This is a genomic window from Streptomyces sp. WG7, from assembly GCF_049975785.1.
Classification (GTDB): Bacteria; Actinomycetota; Actinomycetes; order Streptomycetales; family Streptomycetaceae; genus Streptomyces.
In genome coordinates, this window is the sequence record NZ_JBNGGE010000001.1 from 161,478 (window position 1) to 176,374 (window position 14,897).

General features: G+C 73.2%; 13 protein-coding genes and 1 pseudogene. 4 read left to right on the plus strand and 10 right to left on the minus strand.

The annotated features are described in order from the left end of the window. Positions 1-5 precede the first annotated feature (5 nt). The 5 genes from rsmA to rsmI all read right to left on the minus strand — a co-directional run bounded on the left by rsmA (position 6) and on the right by rsmI (position 5,164). Positions 6-881, minus strand: coding sequence for a 16S rRNA (adenine(1518)-N(6)/adenine(1519)-N(6))-dimethyltransferase RsmA (rsmA, locus tag ACP4J0_RS00690; protein ID WP_426596614.1), 876 nt, complete (start codon positions 879-881; stop codon positions 6-8). Positions 882-1,171: 290 nt separating this feature from the next. Beyond that, positions 1,172-2,518, minus strand: a complete 1,347-nt coding sequence (locus tag ACP4J0_RS00695) for a ubiquitin-like domain-containing protein (RefSeq protein WP_426596615.1) — start codon at positions 2,516-2,518, stop codon at positions 1,172-1,174. A gap of 98 nt (positions 2,519-2,616) precedes the next feature. Beyond that, entirely contained in the window at positions 2,617-3,540 is a 924-nt protein-coding gene (locus tag ACP4J0_RS00700) for a TatD family hydrolase (RefSeq protein WP_426596616.1), read from the minus strand. A gap of 40 nt (positions 3,541-3,580) precedes the next feature. After that, a complete protein-coding gene (locus ACP4J0_RS00705) occupies positions 3,581-4,030 on the minus strand; it encodes a hypothetical protein (protein WP_426596902.1) in 450 nt (149 codons plus the stop codon). A 285-nt stretch (positions 4,031-4,315) separates the two neighbouring features. Next, complete coding sequence (gene rsmI, locus ACP4J0_RS00710) at positions 4,316-5,164, minus strand: 16S rRNA (cytidine(1402)-2'-O)-methyltransferase (RefSeq protein WP_426596617.1); 849 nt, start codon at positions 5,162-5,164, stop codon at positions 4,316-4,318. Positions 5,165-5,325: 161 nt separating this feature from the next. Here rsmI and ACP4J0_RS00715 point away from each other — a divergent pair, with 161 nt between their 5' ends. Next, complete coding sequence (locus tag ACP4J0_RS00715; protein ID WP_426596618.1) at positions 5,326-7,071, plus strand: dolichyl-phosphate-mannose--protein mannosyltransferase; 1,746 nt, start codon at positions 5,326-5,328, stop codon at positions 7,069-7,071. Positions 7,072-7,206: 135 nt separating this feature from the next. Here the strand turns inward: ACP4J0_RS00715 and ACP4J0_RS00720 are convergent, their stop codons facing one another. Further along, positions 7,207-7,548: a hypothetical protein gene (locus tag ACP4J0_RS00720; protein ID WP_426596619.1), complete on the minus strand. Its 342-nt coding sequence runs from the start codon at positions 7,546-7,548 to the stop codon at positions 7,207-7,209. A gap of 329 nt (positions 7,549-7,877) precedes the next feature. Here ACP4J0_RS00720 and ACP4J0_RS00725 point away from each other — a divergent pair, with 329 nt between their 5' ends. Continuing rightward, positions 7,878-9,497: a penicillin-binding transpeptidase domain-containing protein gene (locus ACP4J0_RS00725; RefSeq protein WP_426596620.1), complete on the plus strand. Its 1,620-nt coding sequence runs from the start codon at positions 7,878-7,880 to the stop codon at positions 9,495-9,497. A gap of 120 nt (positions 9,498-9,617) precedes the next feature. Further along, positions 9,618-11,288: a penicillin-binding transpeptidase domain-containing protein gene (locus ACP4J0_RS00730; protein WP_426596621.1), complete on the plus strand. Its 1,671-nt coding sequence runs from the start codon at positions 9,618-9,620 to the stop codon at positions 11,286-11,288. Between the two features lie 30 nt (positions 11,289-11,318). Here ACP4J0_RS00730 and ACP4J0_RS00735 read toward each other — a convergent pair whose 3' ends face one another. Continuing rightward, the gene (locus ACP4J0_RS00735) at positions 11,319-11,696 is read right to left on the minus strand and encodes an SsgA family sporulation/cell division regulator (protein WP_426596622.1); all 378 of its coding nucleotides are present in this window, start codon (positions 11,694-11,696) and stop codon (positions 11,319-11,321) included. 252 nt (positions 11,697-11,948) lie between these two features. On the opposite strand from ACP4J0_RS00735, the gene ACP4J0_RS00740 reads away from it, so the two are divergent. Next, positions 11,949-13,139, plus strand: a complete 1,191-nt coding sequence (locus ACP4J0_RS00740) for a serine hydrolase domain-containing protein (protein WP_426596903.1) — start codon at positions 11,949-11,951, stop codon at positions 13,137-13,139. A 201-nt stretch (positions 13,140-13,340) separates the two neighbouring features. Here the strand turns inward: ACP4J0_RS00740 and ACP4J0_RS00745 are convergent, their stop codons facing one another. The 3 genes and pseudogenes from ACP4J0_RS00745 to ACP4J0_RS00755 all read right to left on the minus strand — a co-directional run bounded on the left by ACP4J0_RS00745 (position 13,341) and on the right by ACP4J0_RS00755 (position 14,845). Continuing rightward, positions 13,341-13,616: a DUF1876 domain-containing protein gene (locus ACP4J0_RS00745; RefSeq protein ID WP_426596623.1), complete on the minus strand. Its 276-nt coding sequence runs from the start codon at positions 13,614-13,616 to the stop codon at positions 13,341-13,343. A 610-nt stretch (positions 13,617-14,226) separates the two neighbouring features. Continuing rightward, positions 14,227-14,328: pseudogene (locus ACP4J0_RS00750) on the minus strand (EamA family transporter); the annotation flags it as partial. A gap of 4 nt (positions 14,329-14,332) precedes the next feature. Next, on the minus strand, positions 14,333-14,845 hold the full coding sequence (locus ACP4J0_RS00755) for a YbaK/EbsC family protein (protein WP_426596624.1): 513 nt from the start codon (positions 14,843-14,845) through the stop codon (positions 14,333-14,335). Positions 14,846-14,897: the final 52 nt, after the last annotated feature.

A 14,897-nucleotide genomic window follows, 5' to 3' on the forward strand; every position in this document is an offset into this window, starting at 1 on the left:
GCTCGTCACTCCTCGGGTTCGGCGGTACGACGCTCGGCGATACGCGCGAACTCTTCCACGGTCAGCGCCTCTCCGCGCGCCTGGGGCGACACGCCCGCGGCGACGAGGGCGGCCTCGGCGGCGGCGGCCGAGCCGGCCCACCCGGCGAGTGCGGCCCGCAGGGTCTTGCGGCGCTGGGCGAACGCGGCGTCGACGACGGCGAAGACCTCGCGCCTGGACGCGGTGGTCTTCAGCGGCTCGGCCCGCCGGACGAGTGACACGAGGCCGCTGTCGACGTTGGGCGCGGGCCAGAAGACGTTGCGGCCGATGGAACCGGCCCGCTTGACCTCGGCGTACCAGTTGGCCTTCACGGACGGCACGCCGTACACCTTGTTGCCGGGTCCGGCGGCGAGCCGGTCGGCGACCTCGGCCTGCACCATCACGAGGGTGCGCTCGATGGTCGGGAAGGTGTCGAGCATGTGCAGGAGGACGGGCACGGCCACGTTGTACGGCAGGTTGGCGACCAGCGCGGTCGGGGCGGGGCCCGGCAGCTCGGTCACGTGCATCGCGTCGGAGTGGACCAGCGCGAAACGGCCGGCGCGCTCCGGCATCCGGGCGGCGACGGTGGCGGGGAGGGCGCCGGCGAGTACGTCGTCGATCTCGACGGCGGTGACCCGGTCGGCGGCCTCCAGCAGGGCCAGGGTGAGCGAGCCGAGACCCGGTCCCACCTCGACCACCACGTCGTCGGGGCGTACGTCGGCGGTGCGGACGATACGGCGGACCGTGTTCGCGTCGATGACGAAGTTCTGGCCGCGCTGCTTGGTGGGGCGTACGCCGAGGGCTGCCGCGAGTTCGCGGACGTCGGCGGGACCCAGGAGGGCGTCGGGGGTGGGGCTGCTCACCCCGCAAGGGTAGCCGGGGGCGCGGAGGCGCCGAGGAGCGCGGAGGCGTCGGGGCCGGCGGGGGGTGCCGGGGCGTCACGGCGGGGGCCGGGGTGACGCCGCGGGGGGGTGCCGGGGCGTCGCCGCCGGGGGGAGTGCCGCGGTGCCGCCGCGGAGGGGCGCGGTGTCGCCGCGGGGGGGGGCGCGGTGTCGCCGTGGGGGGCGCGGTGCCGCCGTGGGGGGCGCGGTGCCGCCGTGGGGGGCGCGGTGCCGCCGTGGGGGGTGGGGTGCCGCCGTGGGGGCACCGCCGGTCACTCCCGCAGCCGTGCCCCGCAGTGCGGCCAGGAGTCGGCGCCCCCGCGTACGTACAGCTTCTTCGCGCGGTACGTCTGCTCCTCGGCCGGCGCGTCCTCCGGCCGCCCCTCGCCGCCGAGGCTGTGCCAGGTGTGGGTGTCGAACTGGTAGAGGCCCCCGTACGTCCCCGAGGGGTCGACGGCGTCCGGGCGCCCGCCCGACTCGCACGCGGCCAGGTCCTCCCAGTTCAGGTGGTCGGCGCCCCGCACGGACTTCGGCCGGGCGCGCGTGCCGACCAGCACGATCTGCGTCCTCGGTTCACGCACCACCTCGGTGCGCAGCCGGCGCGGCTTGCCCCGGACGCCGTTGACGGTGCGCAGCGCGTACGTGGTCCGCCGCAGCCCGGGCAGGCCCGCCTGCTGGACGACCTCGGTGCCCCGGTAGAGGGAGGAGTCCTCGACCCTGCGCACGGCGAACGGGATCGGGTCCTCGCGGACCTCCTCGGAGCCGGTGATCCGCAGCACCGTGACGGTCTGCCCGTCGCGGGGGAAGCCGGTCGCCGGGACGGACGTGGTGTCCTGGCCGCGCAGGGTGACCCCGGCCTCCTCGACGGCCTCGCGCACGGTCGCCGCGTTGGTGCGGATGGTGCGGGCCCGGCCGTCCGCCATGACGGTCACCACCCGCTCGGTCCGCACGTTCAGGGTGAGGCCCTCCCGTCCGATGCGCCGGGAGCCCTCGGTGGACAGGTACGCGCCCTCCGTGCGCACGCCGAGCCGCCTCAGCGCCCCCTCCACCGTCTCCGCGGTCGTCCACACCTGGCGCCGGCGCCCGTCGAGGGTGAGCAGGACGGGCCGCCCGTAGTGCACGGCGACCTCCTCGCCGCTGGTCAGCGGGGTGGCAGGCGCGGGCACGATCACGTCGTGGGTGCCCACCTCGACGCCCTCCTCCGCGAGCAGCTCGGTCACGTCGTCGGCGAAGGTGTGCAGCGTGCGGGGTGTGCCGTCGACGGTCAGCTCGACGGCCTTGTCCTTGGCGACGAAGGCGGTGGTGCCGCCCGCGAGGAACGCCAGGACCAGCGCGCGCGGCAGCAGTCGGCGCAGGGAGCCGTCCCCGCGCCCGGCGTACCGCTCCCGGCGTCGGCGCGCGGCCCGCCCCTCGCCGGGTGCGGGAGCCGGGGCGGGGGTCGGCGCGGGAGCCGGGGCCCGCGCGGCGCCCTGCCGGGGCCGCGGGGGCCCGGTCACCTCGCGGGCGGGCCGGTAGCCGCCGTCGCCGTACGCCGGGGTCGGCGCGCTGTGCACGTCGTACGGTGCGTGCGACGCGCCGATCTGGTGGGTCTCGAAGGCCGAGAACTGCGTTCTGCTCACACCGACACGCTCCAGGGTCCGGCTCGGGCCCCCAGAACCTAGCGGAGCGGTCGTCACTATCCAAAGCGGAGCGACTACGCTGCGTGGCGAGTCGCCGCTCAGTAACCGAAGGCGCGGGCGGTGTTCGCCGCCAGGGCGGTCGCCAGCGTGTCCTCGTCGACGCCCCGCACGCCGGCCATGGCGCGCACCGTGACCGGGATCAGGTAGGGCGCGTTGGGCCGCCCCCGGTAGGGCACCGGTGTCAGGAACGGCGCGTCGGTCTCCACGAGGACCAGCTCCAGCGGGGCCACGGCGAGGGCGTCGCGCAGGTTCTGGGCGTTCTTGAAGGTGACGTTGCCGGCGAAGGACATGTAGTACCCGGCGCGGGCGCAGATCTCGGCCATCTCCGCGTCGCCGGAGTAACAGTGGAAGACGGTGCGCTCGGGGGCGCCCTCCTCCTTGAGGACGCGCAGGACGTCGGCGTGGGCGTCGCGGTCGTGGATGACCAGGGCCTTGCCGTGCCGCTTGGCGATCTCGATGTGGGCGCGGAAGGACCTCTCCTGGGCCTCCTTGCCCTCCGGGCCGGTGCGGAAGTAGTCGAGGCCCGTCTCGCCGACGCCCTTGACCTGGGGCAGCGCGGCCAGCCGGTCGATCTCGGCCAGCGCCTCGTCGAGCGCCGCGTCCCCTCCGGCCCCGCGCGCCCCTTGCCTCGACCGCCCTCCCCCAGCCCCAGGGGGCTGGGAGGTGCCCCCAGGGTCGCCGTGCACGATGCGGGGCGCCTCGTTGGGGTGCAGGGCGACGGTGGCGTGGACGGCGTCGTGCGCCGCCGCCGTCTCGGCCGCCCAGCGGGAGCCCGCGAGGTCGCAGCCGACCTGGACGACCGTGGTGACACCGGCCGACGCGGCCTTGGCGAGGCCTTCCTCCACCGTGCCCGACTGCATGTCGAGGTGGGTGTGGGAGTCGGCGACCGGCACCCGGAGGGGTTCGGGGAGCGGAGGCGCGTCGTTCTTGTCGGACCGGCCCGAGGCGGCGTTCGAAGGCATACCCCGATCCTACGAAAGGCCCCGCGCGCCCCGGCGGGGGTCAGCTCGCCCGGCGGTGGTGGAGGTGGAGGGCGTGCAGGACGTCGCCGAGGTGCCAGTGCGGCCGGTGCCGACGCTCCGCCGAGGGCCCCGAGGGCCCCGTGGGTCCCGTGGCCCCCGGAACCACCGGTACCTCCAGCGGCCCGGCCGGCGGCACCCGGTGCTGCTGTCCGGCCCCGGTGCCGCGCGCCGAGGCGACCCGCCCCGGCCGCATGATCCGCACGACGTGGTTGTCGCAGCCGGCGCAGGTCGGCCGGGTCAGCGGGGAGGGCACGACACGGCCGTCCACGACGTAGAGCACGAACTCCTGACCGGCGCCGTCCTTGTGGTGCTCGATCTCGAAGGCCTGCTCCCAGCCGTTGCCGCAGCGCATGCAGGCGAAAGAGTACGACTCGTGGACGACGGCGGTGGCGCCGGCGCGCAGTCCGGTCCGTGCCGCGCTCTCACTCATGCTCATCCCGGCTCCTTCGGTTCGCTGGCCGTTCCTTCTGCTCCTTCCTCCAGTGGACTCCTCCACCAGCGGGAACGCACCAGATCTGCCGAGTGTTTGAGCCGATTTGGGGTGCCCTTGACGCAAAGGGCGGTGAGGTCAGGAACGAGTCAAGCGTGGCCGGATCGGGCCCCTGCCCCGGTCCCTGACCCGGCCCCTGTCAGGCTCCGTCCAGGTCCTGACCAGGCTCCGTCCAGGTCCCGGCCAAGCCCCGGTCAGGTCCCGACGAGTTCCGACGAGCCCCGGTCAGCCCCCCGCGTTCTTCGCCGCCACCACCGCGTCGAACACCTCCCGCTTGGGCACGCCCACCTGCGCGGCCACTGCGGCGATCGCCTCCTTGCGCCGCTCCCCGGCCTCCTCGCGCACCCGCACCCTGCGCACCAGTTCCTCGGCGCCGACCTCCTCGGGCCCGGTGTCCGGCGCACCCTCGACGACGACGGTGATCTCGCCGCGTACGCCCTCGGCGGCCCACTCGGCGAGTTCCCCGAGGGGGCCGCGCCTGACCTCCTCGTACGTCTTGGTCAGTTCCCGGCAGACGGCGGCCCGCCGGTCGCTGCCGAAGACCTCGGCCATGGCGGCGAGGGTGTCGTCGAGGCGGTGCGGGGCCTCGAAGTAGACGAGGGTCCGGCGCTCGCCGGCGACCTCGCGCAGCCGGGAGAGCCGCTCGCCGGCCTTGCGCGGCAGGAAGCCCTCGAAGCAGAACCGGTCGACCGGCAGCCCGGACAGGGCGAGCGCGGTGAGCACGGCGGACGGGCCGGGCACGGCGGTGACCCGGACGTCTCGCTCGACGGCCGCGGCGACCAGCCGGTAGCCGGGGTCGGACACCGACGGCATCCCGGCGTCGGTCACCAGCAGCACCCGCGCGCCGCCCGCCAGCTCCTCGACGAGCTCGGGCGTGCGGGCGGACTCGTTGCCCTCGAAGTACGACACGACACGCCCCTTGGGGGTGACGCCGAGCGCCTGGGTGAGCCGGCGCAGCCGCCGGGTGTCCTCGGCCGCGACGACGTCGGCGCCGGCCAGTTCCTCGGCGAGCCGCGGCGGGGCGTCCCGGACGTCGCCGATGGGGGTGCCAGCCAGTACAAGGGTTCCAGTCACACCCCCATCCTCCCAGGAGCGGACGGGCATCCTCCAAGGCGAGGAGGGACGCCCTTCCGGCGGCGGACGGACTCCCTCCCGGTGGCGGACGAACGGGGACGCGTCCGACCGGTCCGGGGCATGCGCGGGACGTGCACAGCACGGTTCCCTACGATGGCGCGGTGACCAGTACCGCGTCCTCCACGGACACCCGGCAGGACCAGGCCCCGCCCGACCGGCGGCCCGCCTGGCAGCAGCGGCTGCGCCGCTTCGGCTACACGGCACCGTCCGCGGCCGACGACGTCCGCGACCGGCTGGTGCCGCCGTACACCCGGCCCGGTCCGCGCATGTGGGTCTTCCTCGGCCTGTCGAAGCCGCTCGCCGACCGGATCGTGCGCTGGTCGGCCTGGGGCGGACCGCTGCTGGTGGCACTGCTGGCGGGTGTGCTGCGGTTCTGGAACCTGGGCAGCCCGAAGGCGGTGATATTCGACGAGACGTACTACGCCAAGGACGCCTGGGCGCTGATCCACCGCGGTTTCGAGGTCAACTGGGACAAGAACGCCAACGACCTGATCCTGAACTCCGGCGGCGACGTGCCGATCCCGACGGACGCGGCGTACGTCGTGCATCCGCCGGTCGGCAAGTACGTCATCGGGCTGGGCGAGCTGCTGTTCGGGTTCGACCCGTTCGGCTGGCGGTTCATGACGGCGCTGCTCGGCACGCTGTCGGTGCTGCTGCTGTGCCGGATCGGGCGCCGGCTGTTCCGCTCCACGTTCCTGGGGTGCCTGGCGGGCGCGCTGATGGCGGTGGACGGGCTGCACTTCGTGATGAGCCGCACCGCGCTGCTGGACAGCGTGCTGATGTTCTTCGTGCTGGCGGCCTTCGGCTGCCTGGTCGCCGACCGCGACTGGGCCCGCCGCAGACTCGCCGCCGCGCTGCCGGTGGACGCCGACGGCCGGGTCCGGCCGGACGCGCACCTCGCCGAGACGTTCCGGTTCGGGTGGCGTCCGTGGCGGCTGGCGGCGGGGCTGATGCTGGGCCTGGCCGCGGCCACCAAGTGGAACGGCCTGTACATCATGGCGGCCTTCTGCGTGATGGCCGTGCTGTGGGACGTCGGCACCCGCCGGGTCGCGGGCGCCCACCGGCCGCGGCTGGCGGTGCTGCGGTACGACCTGGGCTGGGCGTTCCTGTCGACGGTGCCGGTCGCGCTCGTCACGTACGTCCTGTCCTGGCTGGGCTGGATCCTCTCCCCCGCCGACGGAACCGGCGGCTACTACCGCGACTGGGCGGCGAACGACGGCAAGGACAGCGCCTGGTCCTGGCTCTTCCCTGACTGGTGGCGCAGCCTGTGGCACTACGAGTCGCAGGTCCTCGAGTTCCACACCCACCTCACCTCGCCGCACACCTACCAGTCGAACCCGTGGAGCTGGATCGTCCTGGGCCGTCCGGTCTCCTACTTCTACGAGTCGCCGGCGGCCGGTTCGGACGGCTGCCCGGCCGACGCGGGCGGGAAGTGCGCCCGCGAGGTGCTGGCGCTCGGCACGCCAGCGCTGTGGTGGGTGGGCGTCTTCGCCCTGCTGTACGTGCTGTGGCGCTGGGCCTTCCGCCGCGACTGGCGCGCGGGCGCCGTCGCCTGCGGCATCGTGGCCGGCTATCTGCCCTGGTTCTTCTACCAGGAGCGCACGATCTTCCTCTTCTACGCCGTCGTCTTCCTGCCGTTCCTGTGCCTGGCGGTGGCGATGCTGCTGGGGGCGATCGTGGGCCGGCCGGGCTGCGGCGACGCCCGGCGGGTCGCGGGGGCGACGGGCGCGGGCGTGCTGGTGCTGCTGATCGCCTGGAACTTCATCTACTTCTGGCCGCTGTACACGGGGACGGCGATCCCGATGGAGGACTGGCGGTCACGGATGTGGCTCGATACGTGGGTCTAGCCGGTCAGATGCCCCCGACAGCGCGGCGAACGGCGCTGCGCGGTCGGCGTCGGACCCGGTACCCGGTAGCCCCACCGCTACCGCAACCGGCATCCCCTGCCGGGCCGACACGACCCGCCAAGGGGTGGCCGGCTGTCACAGGACCTTGTACGTCAGCTCGTACAGAGACAGGGACAGTGCGCCGATCGCCTGCTTCCGTTCTCCGAGGCCCACCTCGGAGGGGATGATCTTCGCCCCTCCGACGAAGGCGGCCTGGCCGGTCGCCTCGTTCACTTCGTGCAGAAGAATGTCGATCGGCGCCTGGTTGACGAACGGAACGAACCGCTCGTCGAACTCGAACACATCCCCTTTGCGCAGCCTTATTTTCTCGAATACACCGCCGTCACCTCTGCTGATGACGATCTCGTCCGCACCGTCCGGGTCCTGGACTCTTTGCGCTTCCAGGAACAAGAGCTTGGCGAAAGCCGCGTCTGCCATTTCGTCCTCCGCACCCTTGTGCCGTGCAGTCTTACAACCCAGACATAGCACGCGCATTCGGGCAGCGCATGCCGTGAGGTTCGCCCGGCCGGGGAGGTGGGCGACCCGGCGGGACGGAGGCCGGCACGGACGCCGGTACGGCTCGGGGGCCCCGCCCCTGCCGTGCGCCGTTGCCGTACGCCGTTCGCCGTACGCCGTTCGCCACGCTAACGATTGCGTCACCCCCGCACCTCCCGCCCCGTGCCCCGCATACAGTTTCGGAGGCGACCACGTTTTCTGAACGCGTTCAGAAAACGTCACAAAAGGCACCCACGGGAGGGAAAGGCGCGATGCGCAAGGGGGTGAAGGCCGCCGTCATAGGCGGCGTGTTCGCCGTGATGGTGGGCGGGGCCGGGTACGGCACCTACAACGTGGTGTCGGCACTGGACGGCGGCTCCGGAACGTCGGCCAAGAGCGGGCCGCCGAGCGGCGACGAGGTCGAGGAGACGGCGGAGAAGTTCTTCACGGCCTGGGAGAAGGGCGACGCGACGGAGGCGGCGTCCCACACGAACAACTCCGCGGTCGCCGGGACGATGCTGACGTCCTACGGCGAGGAAGCGCACATCACGGACGTCGAGATCACGCCCGGCACGGCGACCGGCACCGCCGTGCCGTTCACCGTGACGGCGAAGGTGTCGTACGAGGGCGTGTCCAAGCCGCTGACGTACAAGAGCGAGCTGACGGTGGTACGCGGCGAGACCAGCGGACGCGCGCTGGTCGACTGGCGGCCGTCCGTCGTCCACCCGGACCTGAAGGACAGCGACACCCTGGTCACCGGGGAGTCGACGACCCCGCAGATCCAGGCGGTCGGCCGCGACGGCGCCGTGCTGACCAAGGAGAAGTACCCCTCCCTCGGCCCGGTCCTCGCCACGCTCCGGGAGAAGTACGGCGACAAGGCGGGCGGCACCCCCGGCGTGGAGCTGGTGGTCCGGCACGGGAACGGCGGCGGGCCGGACACCCCGCTGCTGACCCTGACCGAGGGAAAGCCCGGCAAGCTGGAGACGACGCTCAGCGCGAGCGTGCAGGCGGCGGCCGAGAAGGCGGTGAAGCGCTACGGCGAGTCGTCCGTGGTGGCCGTCGAGCCGAGCACCGGCGAGGTGCTGGCCGTGGCGAACAACCGCGCGGACGGCTTCAACGCGGCCTTCCAGGGGAAGGTCGCCCCCGGCTCCACCATGAAGATCATCACCGCGGCGATGCTCATCGACAACGGCGTGACCTCGATGAACGACCCGGCACCCTGCCCGGACACGGCGATCTGGCAGGGCCAGACCTTCAAGAACCTCACCGGTATGGAGCCCAACGAGGGCGCCACCCTCGCCAACACCTTCATGCGGTCCTGCAACACGGGCTTCATCAAGCTCATCGACGAGAAGCCGCTCACCGACGCCTCGCTGACGACGGAGGCCGAGGAGCGCTTCGGGCTGGGGCGCGACGACTGGCAGACCGGCATCGTCTCCTTCGACGGCGAGGTCCCCGCCGTGAGCGGCCCGGACCGCGCGGCGAACGCCATCGGCCAGGGCCAGGTCCAGATGAACCCGCTGAACATGGCGTCCGTGACGGCGACCGCCATCACCGGCGAGTTCCGCCAGCCCTACCTGGTCTCGCCCGACCTGGACGGCCGGAAGCTCGCCACCGCCAAGGGCCTGCCGCAGAGCACCGCCGCCCAGCTCAAGCAGATGATGCGGCTCACCGCGACCCAGGGCACCGGCGCCGAGGCCATGTCCGGGCTCGGCGGCGGCGACATCGGCGCCAAGACCGGATCGGCCGAGGTCGACGGGCAGACCACGTCCAACAGCTGGTTCACCGGCTTCCGGGGCGACATCGCGGCGGCGGCCATGACCGAGGAGGGCGGCCACGGCGGCGACGCGGCCGGCCCGATCGTGGCGGACGTGTTGCGCGCGGGAGGCTGAATCCGGTCGGCCGGGCCGGTCGGAAGACCCTAGGGTGGTCGCCGTCGTTGGAAAGCGTGAAGCAACGAGGGCACCGCCGGCCCCGTCGACAACGGGCAGCGCGCGGAGGAACAGGACGCAGTGGGCAGCAGAAGGGCCGCCGGCGAGCGGCGGAAGACGAAACCCGCCGTGATCGGCAGTGTGGCCGCCGTGGTCGTGGCCGGCGCCGGATTCGGCGCCTACGCGGTGTACGGCGGCGCCGGTGCCGAGGACACCGCGCGGACGACGTCCGCGGCGGCCGGGAAGAAGGTGAAGTCGGGCCCCCTCACGGCGGCCGAGGTCACCTCGACGGCCCAGCGGTTCCTCACCGCTTGGCAGCAGGGCGACGTCGCCGGGGCGGCCGCCGCGACCGACGACGCCGAGGCCGCGAAGGCGCTGCTCACCGGCTACACCAAGGACGCCCGCGCCAAGGACGTCACGCTCACCCCGGGCACCCCGGCCGGGCAGAAGGTCCCGTTCTCCGTGAAGGCCACCGTCGCCCACGGGCAGACGGCCGAGCCGCTGGCGTACGACAGCGCGCTGACCGTCGTCCGCCGGGCCGGAGACGGCGAGCCGCGCGTCGACTGGCACGCCTCCGTCGTCCATCCGGAGCTGAAGGACGGCGACACGCTGGTCACCGGGGAGGCCGGGACCCCGCCGGTCAAGGCGCTGGACCGGGACGGCGCGGAGATCACCGCCGCGAAGTACCCGTCGCTCGGCACCGTGCTGGACGGCCTGCGCGAGAAGTACGGCAAGAAGGCCGGCGGCACCCCCGGCATCGAACTGCGCGCGGTCCGGGGGAAGGAGTCGAAGGCGGCCAAGGCCTCGGACAAGACGCTGCTGGAGCTGAGCGAGGGCACACCCGGCACCGTGAAGACGACCCTGGACCCCGCCCTGCAGGCCGCCGCCGAGAAGCAGGTGGCCGGCAAGGCACGGGCGTCGGTGGTCCTGCTGCGCGCCTCCACCGGTGAGATCCTCGCGGTCGCCAACGGCGGCCACGGCTTCAACACCGCCTTCCAGGGCTCGCTGGCCCCCGGGTCCACGATGAAGGTCATCACCGCCTCGATGCTGATCGAGAAGAACCTGGCGTCGATGGACAAGCAGCACCCCTGCCCGAAGTACTTCGGCTACGGCGGCTGGAAGTTCCAGAACGACGACGAGTTCGAGATCAAGAACGGCACGTTCAAGGCGAGCTTCGCCCGCTCCTGCAACACGGCCTTCATCAGCCAGGCCCCAAAGCTGGAGAACGACGACCTGACCAGGCAGGCGAAGGAGGTGTTCGGCCTGTCGATGAACAACTGGTCCGTCGGCGTGCCCACCTTCGACGGCTCGGTGCCGGTGCAGAGCGCGGCCCCGATGGCCGCCTCCCTCATCGGCCAGGGCGGGGTGCGGATGAACCCGCTGAACATGGCGTCCGTGTCGGCGACCGTGAAGTCGGGCCGCTTCCACCAGCCCTACCTGGTCGCCCGGTCGGTCGACGGCCGCGAGTTCGCCACCGCCTCCCGCACGATGTCCGCGTCCACTCTGGCGCAGCTGCGCGAGCTGATGTCCTACACGGCGGCGTACGGCACCGCGGCGGAGGCGATGGCCGGCGTGAGCGGTGACACGGGGGCGAAGACCGGCTCGGCGGAGGTCGACGGCCAGGAGCAGCCCAACGGCTGGTTCACCGCATACCGGGGCGACCTGGCGGCGGCGGGCGTCGTCCAGCAGGGCGGCCACGGCAGCGAGTCCGCGGGACCGATCGTCGCGGCGCTGCTGAAGAGCGCCGGCTGACGCGCGGCGCCCGCAGGCACGGCCGGTGGCTCAGTGGGCCACCGGCTGTGCCACCGCCGTGTAGGTCCGGCGCAGGAACCGGATGAGCGCCTTCATCTCGAACTGGACCACCGAGCAGCCCTGCGGGGTGTGGAACTCGACGACGACCTGCACCCGCCCGCACGGCCACACCCGCACCTCGCCGGTTCCGGCGGGCGCGCGCAGGCCCTGTTCCAGCAGGGCCCGGGAGAAGGCCCACTCGCGGAAGCCGGGACCGCGGCCCGGGGCGGGCAGCCCGACGCGGACGGTCCGCGGGTCGCGGTCCGGGTCGTAGCGCAGCACGACGGGTATGGCACCGGCGCCGTCCTCGTCCGGGAGGTCCGCGTCCGTCAGGATGTGGGCTCGTGCGTACTGTTCGACTACGGACATCGGATCGCCCCTTACGCTCACCACGTCTGCGAAAGCTGTGCGCCCACCCCGTACGCCACCTACTCCAATGTCCCATATTTCCCGGGTCACGCCCTTCGGGCCGCACACCACATGTGAGATCAGTCCCTCACTTCCCCCTTGGAATCGCGGGCGGCCGGTGACGGTTGCACCGACTGTCGCAGGCGGTCGGAAGGGACGTGGCAAGTGGACGTGAACACGGGCGTGGACGCGGGCGTGGACGTGGACGCGGGCGTGGATGTGCACGGCGCGGTGGCCGAGGGTTTCGGGCCGGTCAGGGACGCGTTCGCACGGAACTTCGCGGCGCTCGGGGACCGGGGCGCGGCGGTCGTCGTCTACCGGGACGGGCGCAAGGTCGTCGACCTGTGGGGCGGCACCAGGGACGTCGACGGGACCGAGCCGTGGCGCCGGGGCACCGCCCAGGTCGTGCGCTCGGCGACCAAGGGCGTCGCCGCCGCCGTACCGCTGCTGCTGCACCAGCGCGGGGAGCTGGACCTGGACGCGCCGGTGGGCGAGTACTGGCCGCGGTTCAAGGCGCACGGCAAGGAGCGGGTGCTGGTCAGGCACGTGCTGAACCACCGGGCCGGGCTGCCGGTCCTCGACCGTCCGCTCACCCCGGACCAGGCCCTCGACCCACTCCGGGGCCCGGAGGCCGTCGCCGCGCAGGCACCCGTCTGGGAACCGGGCACGGACCACGGCTATCACGCGCTGACGTACGGCTGGCTGCTCGACGAACTGGTCCGCAGGGCGACGGGCGGGCGGAGCACCGGTGAGTGGATCGCGGACGAGATCGCCCGGCCGCTGGGGCTGGACCTGTGGCTGGGGCTGCCGCCCGCGGAGGAGGCGGCGGGCCGGGCCGGACGGGTCGGGCGCCTCGAGGACCCCGAGCCGTCGGGGAACGGCCCCCGCCTGCGCCCCAAGCGCGCGGTCACCGACGCCTACGCCGACCCCGGCTCCCTCACCCGCCGGGCCTTCGCCGCGATCACGCCGTTCCCCGACCAGAACGACCCGGCGTACCGGGCAGCGGCCCTCCCGGCGACCAACGGCATCGCGACGGCCGACGGGCTGGCCCGCTTCTACGCGGCGCTGATCGGCGAGGTCGACGACGGGGTGACACGGCACCCTCGTCTTTTCGACCCGGTGACGACGGAACGGGCCCGCGCCGAGGAGTCGGCCGGCCCGGACCGGGTCCTCGTCGTGGGCACCCGTTTCGGCCTCGGCTACATGCTGCACGGCAGCGCGTCCCCGTTCCTGTCCCCCGGCTCCTTCGGCCACCCGGGGCGCGGCGGCGCCCTCGGCTTCGCCGACCCGGAGTCGGGCGTCGCCTTCGGCTATGTCACCAACGGCTTCCGCAGGACCGTGACGGCGGACCCGCGGGCACAGGCACTGGTACGGGCGGTACGGGCGTCACTCGACGCGGGCTAGGGCTGGGCCGGACCTGCCCGACCGCGTGCGCGTCGCCGCCCGGTGGGCGGCTGTGCGGCGCCCCGTCGTGCTTCCGGCGGGCCGGCCCCTGCACCTCGTACGGGGAATCGCTCGGGTCAGGGGCCGGTGCGGGCCGGAGTGCGTGCCCGGCGTCGCGGGGCAGGCGGGACCGGTCGACCAGGCCCGGGGCCGCGCGGCGGCTCACACGTGGATCGGGTGGGAGACCCTCCCCGACGCCGCGTCGATGTCGTCGTGCGCCTTGGTGAGCAGCTGCATCGCGAGCTCGTTCAAGGCCCGCGCCCCCGCCACTTCCTCGCCGACCCTCGGCTGGTTGGCGTCGACGCGGTGACGGGTGGCGTGGCCGTGCGCGCGGACCTCGCCGCCGTCGGGGAGCCGCACCATCGCGACCGCCCGTGTGTGCTGGTCGTCCTCCATGAACTCCAGCTCGACGTGCCATCCCACTGCGGTGTGCATCATGACGATCACCTCCGGAAGACCTCTTTCCAGGGTGCGCCTCACAGCCGCCGTACGCACTATCCCGGTCATCCCGGCCATCCCGGTCATCCCGGCCGCCCCCAGCCGTCCGGCCGTCCCCGGCCGACCCGGCCGTCCGGTCGTCCGGTGCGGAGCATCAGGGCGATCCCGACGACGACGAGGCCCGCCGCCGCGATCCGGGTACATCACGTGCACAGGTGGTCCCCGGTCAACTGCGGGCCTGACCTGCGGGTCTCGACTCGGTCTGCGATTTTCCCGGCGCCCCCCCTTGACACGGATCCCATGACGAGGAAACTGGTCAATACACCAGAAAACCGGAGAATCGCACCGCCGGTGGAGACGTTCATCGGCAAGAGATTCTCGCCGGCTCTGGCCAGGCCCCCGAAGCCCCTCGCTACCGGAGCCTCAGCGACGACTGAGGTAGATGGCAACGGTGAGACTCCGGGGACTGTTTTTGCCGTGAGGAGTAGATCTGGCCCCGGGGCTTCCAGCCCCGGGGCCAGATCTCTTACGGCTACGGATGCAGCGAGTAGGCAGTCGGCACAGCCACGCCTGCAGCAGTACGGCGTAGCCTCGCAGGCAGTAACTCCGTGGCCAACTGCGCGAAGCCGGTGAGCTTGTCCGTGATCCGGTGGGCGATGGCGTTCCAGCCGGCGTGCGTCACCGCGGCGAGGAGGACGGCGGCGGTGACCAGGGGGTCACTCGGAGCGCTCGCGCACGTCCACGAGGGTGGCGCCGGCGGTGGCGACGAGTTCCTTGGGCTCCATCGGGAAGACGGCGTACGGGGTGCCGGCGGCGGCCCAGACGACCTCGTGGGCGAGGAGGGACCGGTCGGCGAGCACCCGGGTCCTGCTCCGGTGCCCGAAGGGCGGCACGCCGCCGATGGCGTATCCGGTGGTCTCCCGCACGACGTCGGCCCTGGCCCGCGTGACCTTATGAGCGCCGAGTTCCTCCCGGACCCGCTCCAGGTCGACCCGGGAGGCGCCGTCCATGAGGACCAGGACCGGCACGCCGTCCGCGGCGAAGATGAGCGACTTGCAGATCTGGCTCAGCTCGCAGCCGATCGCGGCGGCGGCCTCGGCCGCGGTGCGCGTGGCCTCCGGGAAGCGCCGGGCCCGTCCGGCCAGTTCACCGAGGCCGAGTCCGCGCAGGGCCTCGGCGAAACGGGGGTGGGCGGCGGGGGTCGCGGAGGCGTCGTCGGTCGTCGTCATGGACGGCACCGTAACGGCACGTGCACCCGGCGGGCGACCGGGTTGCGGTGTC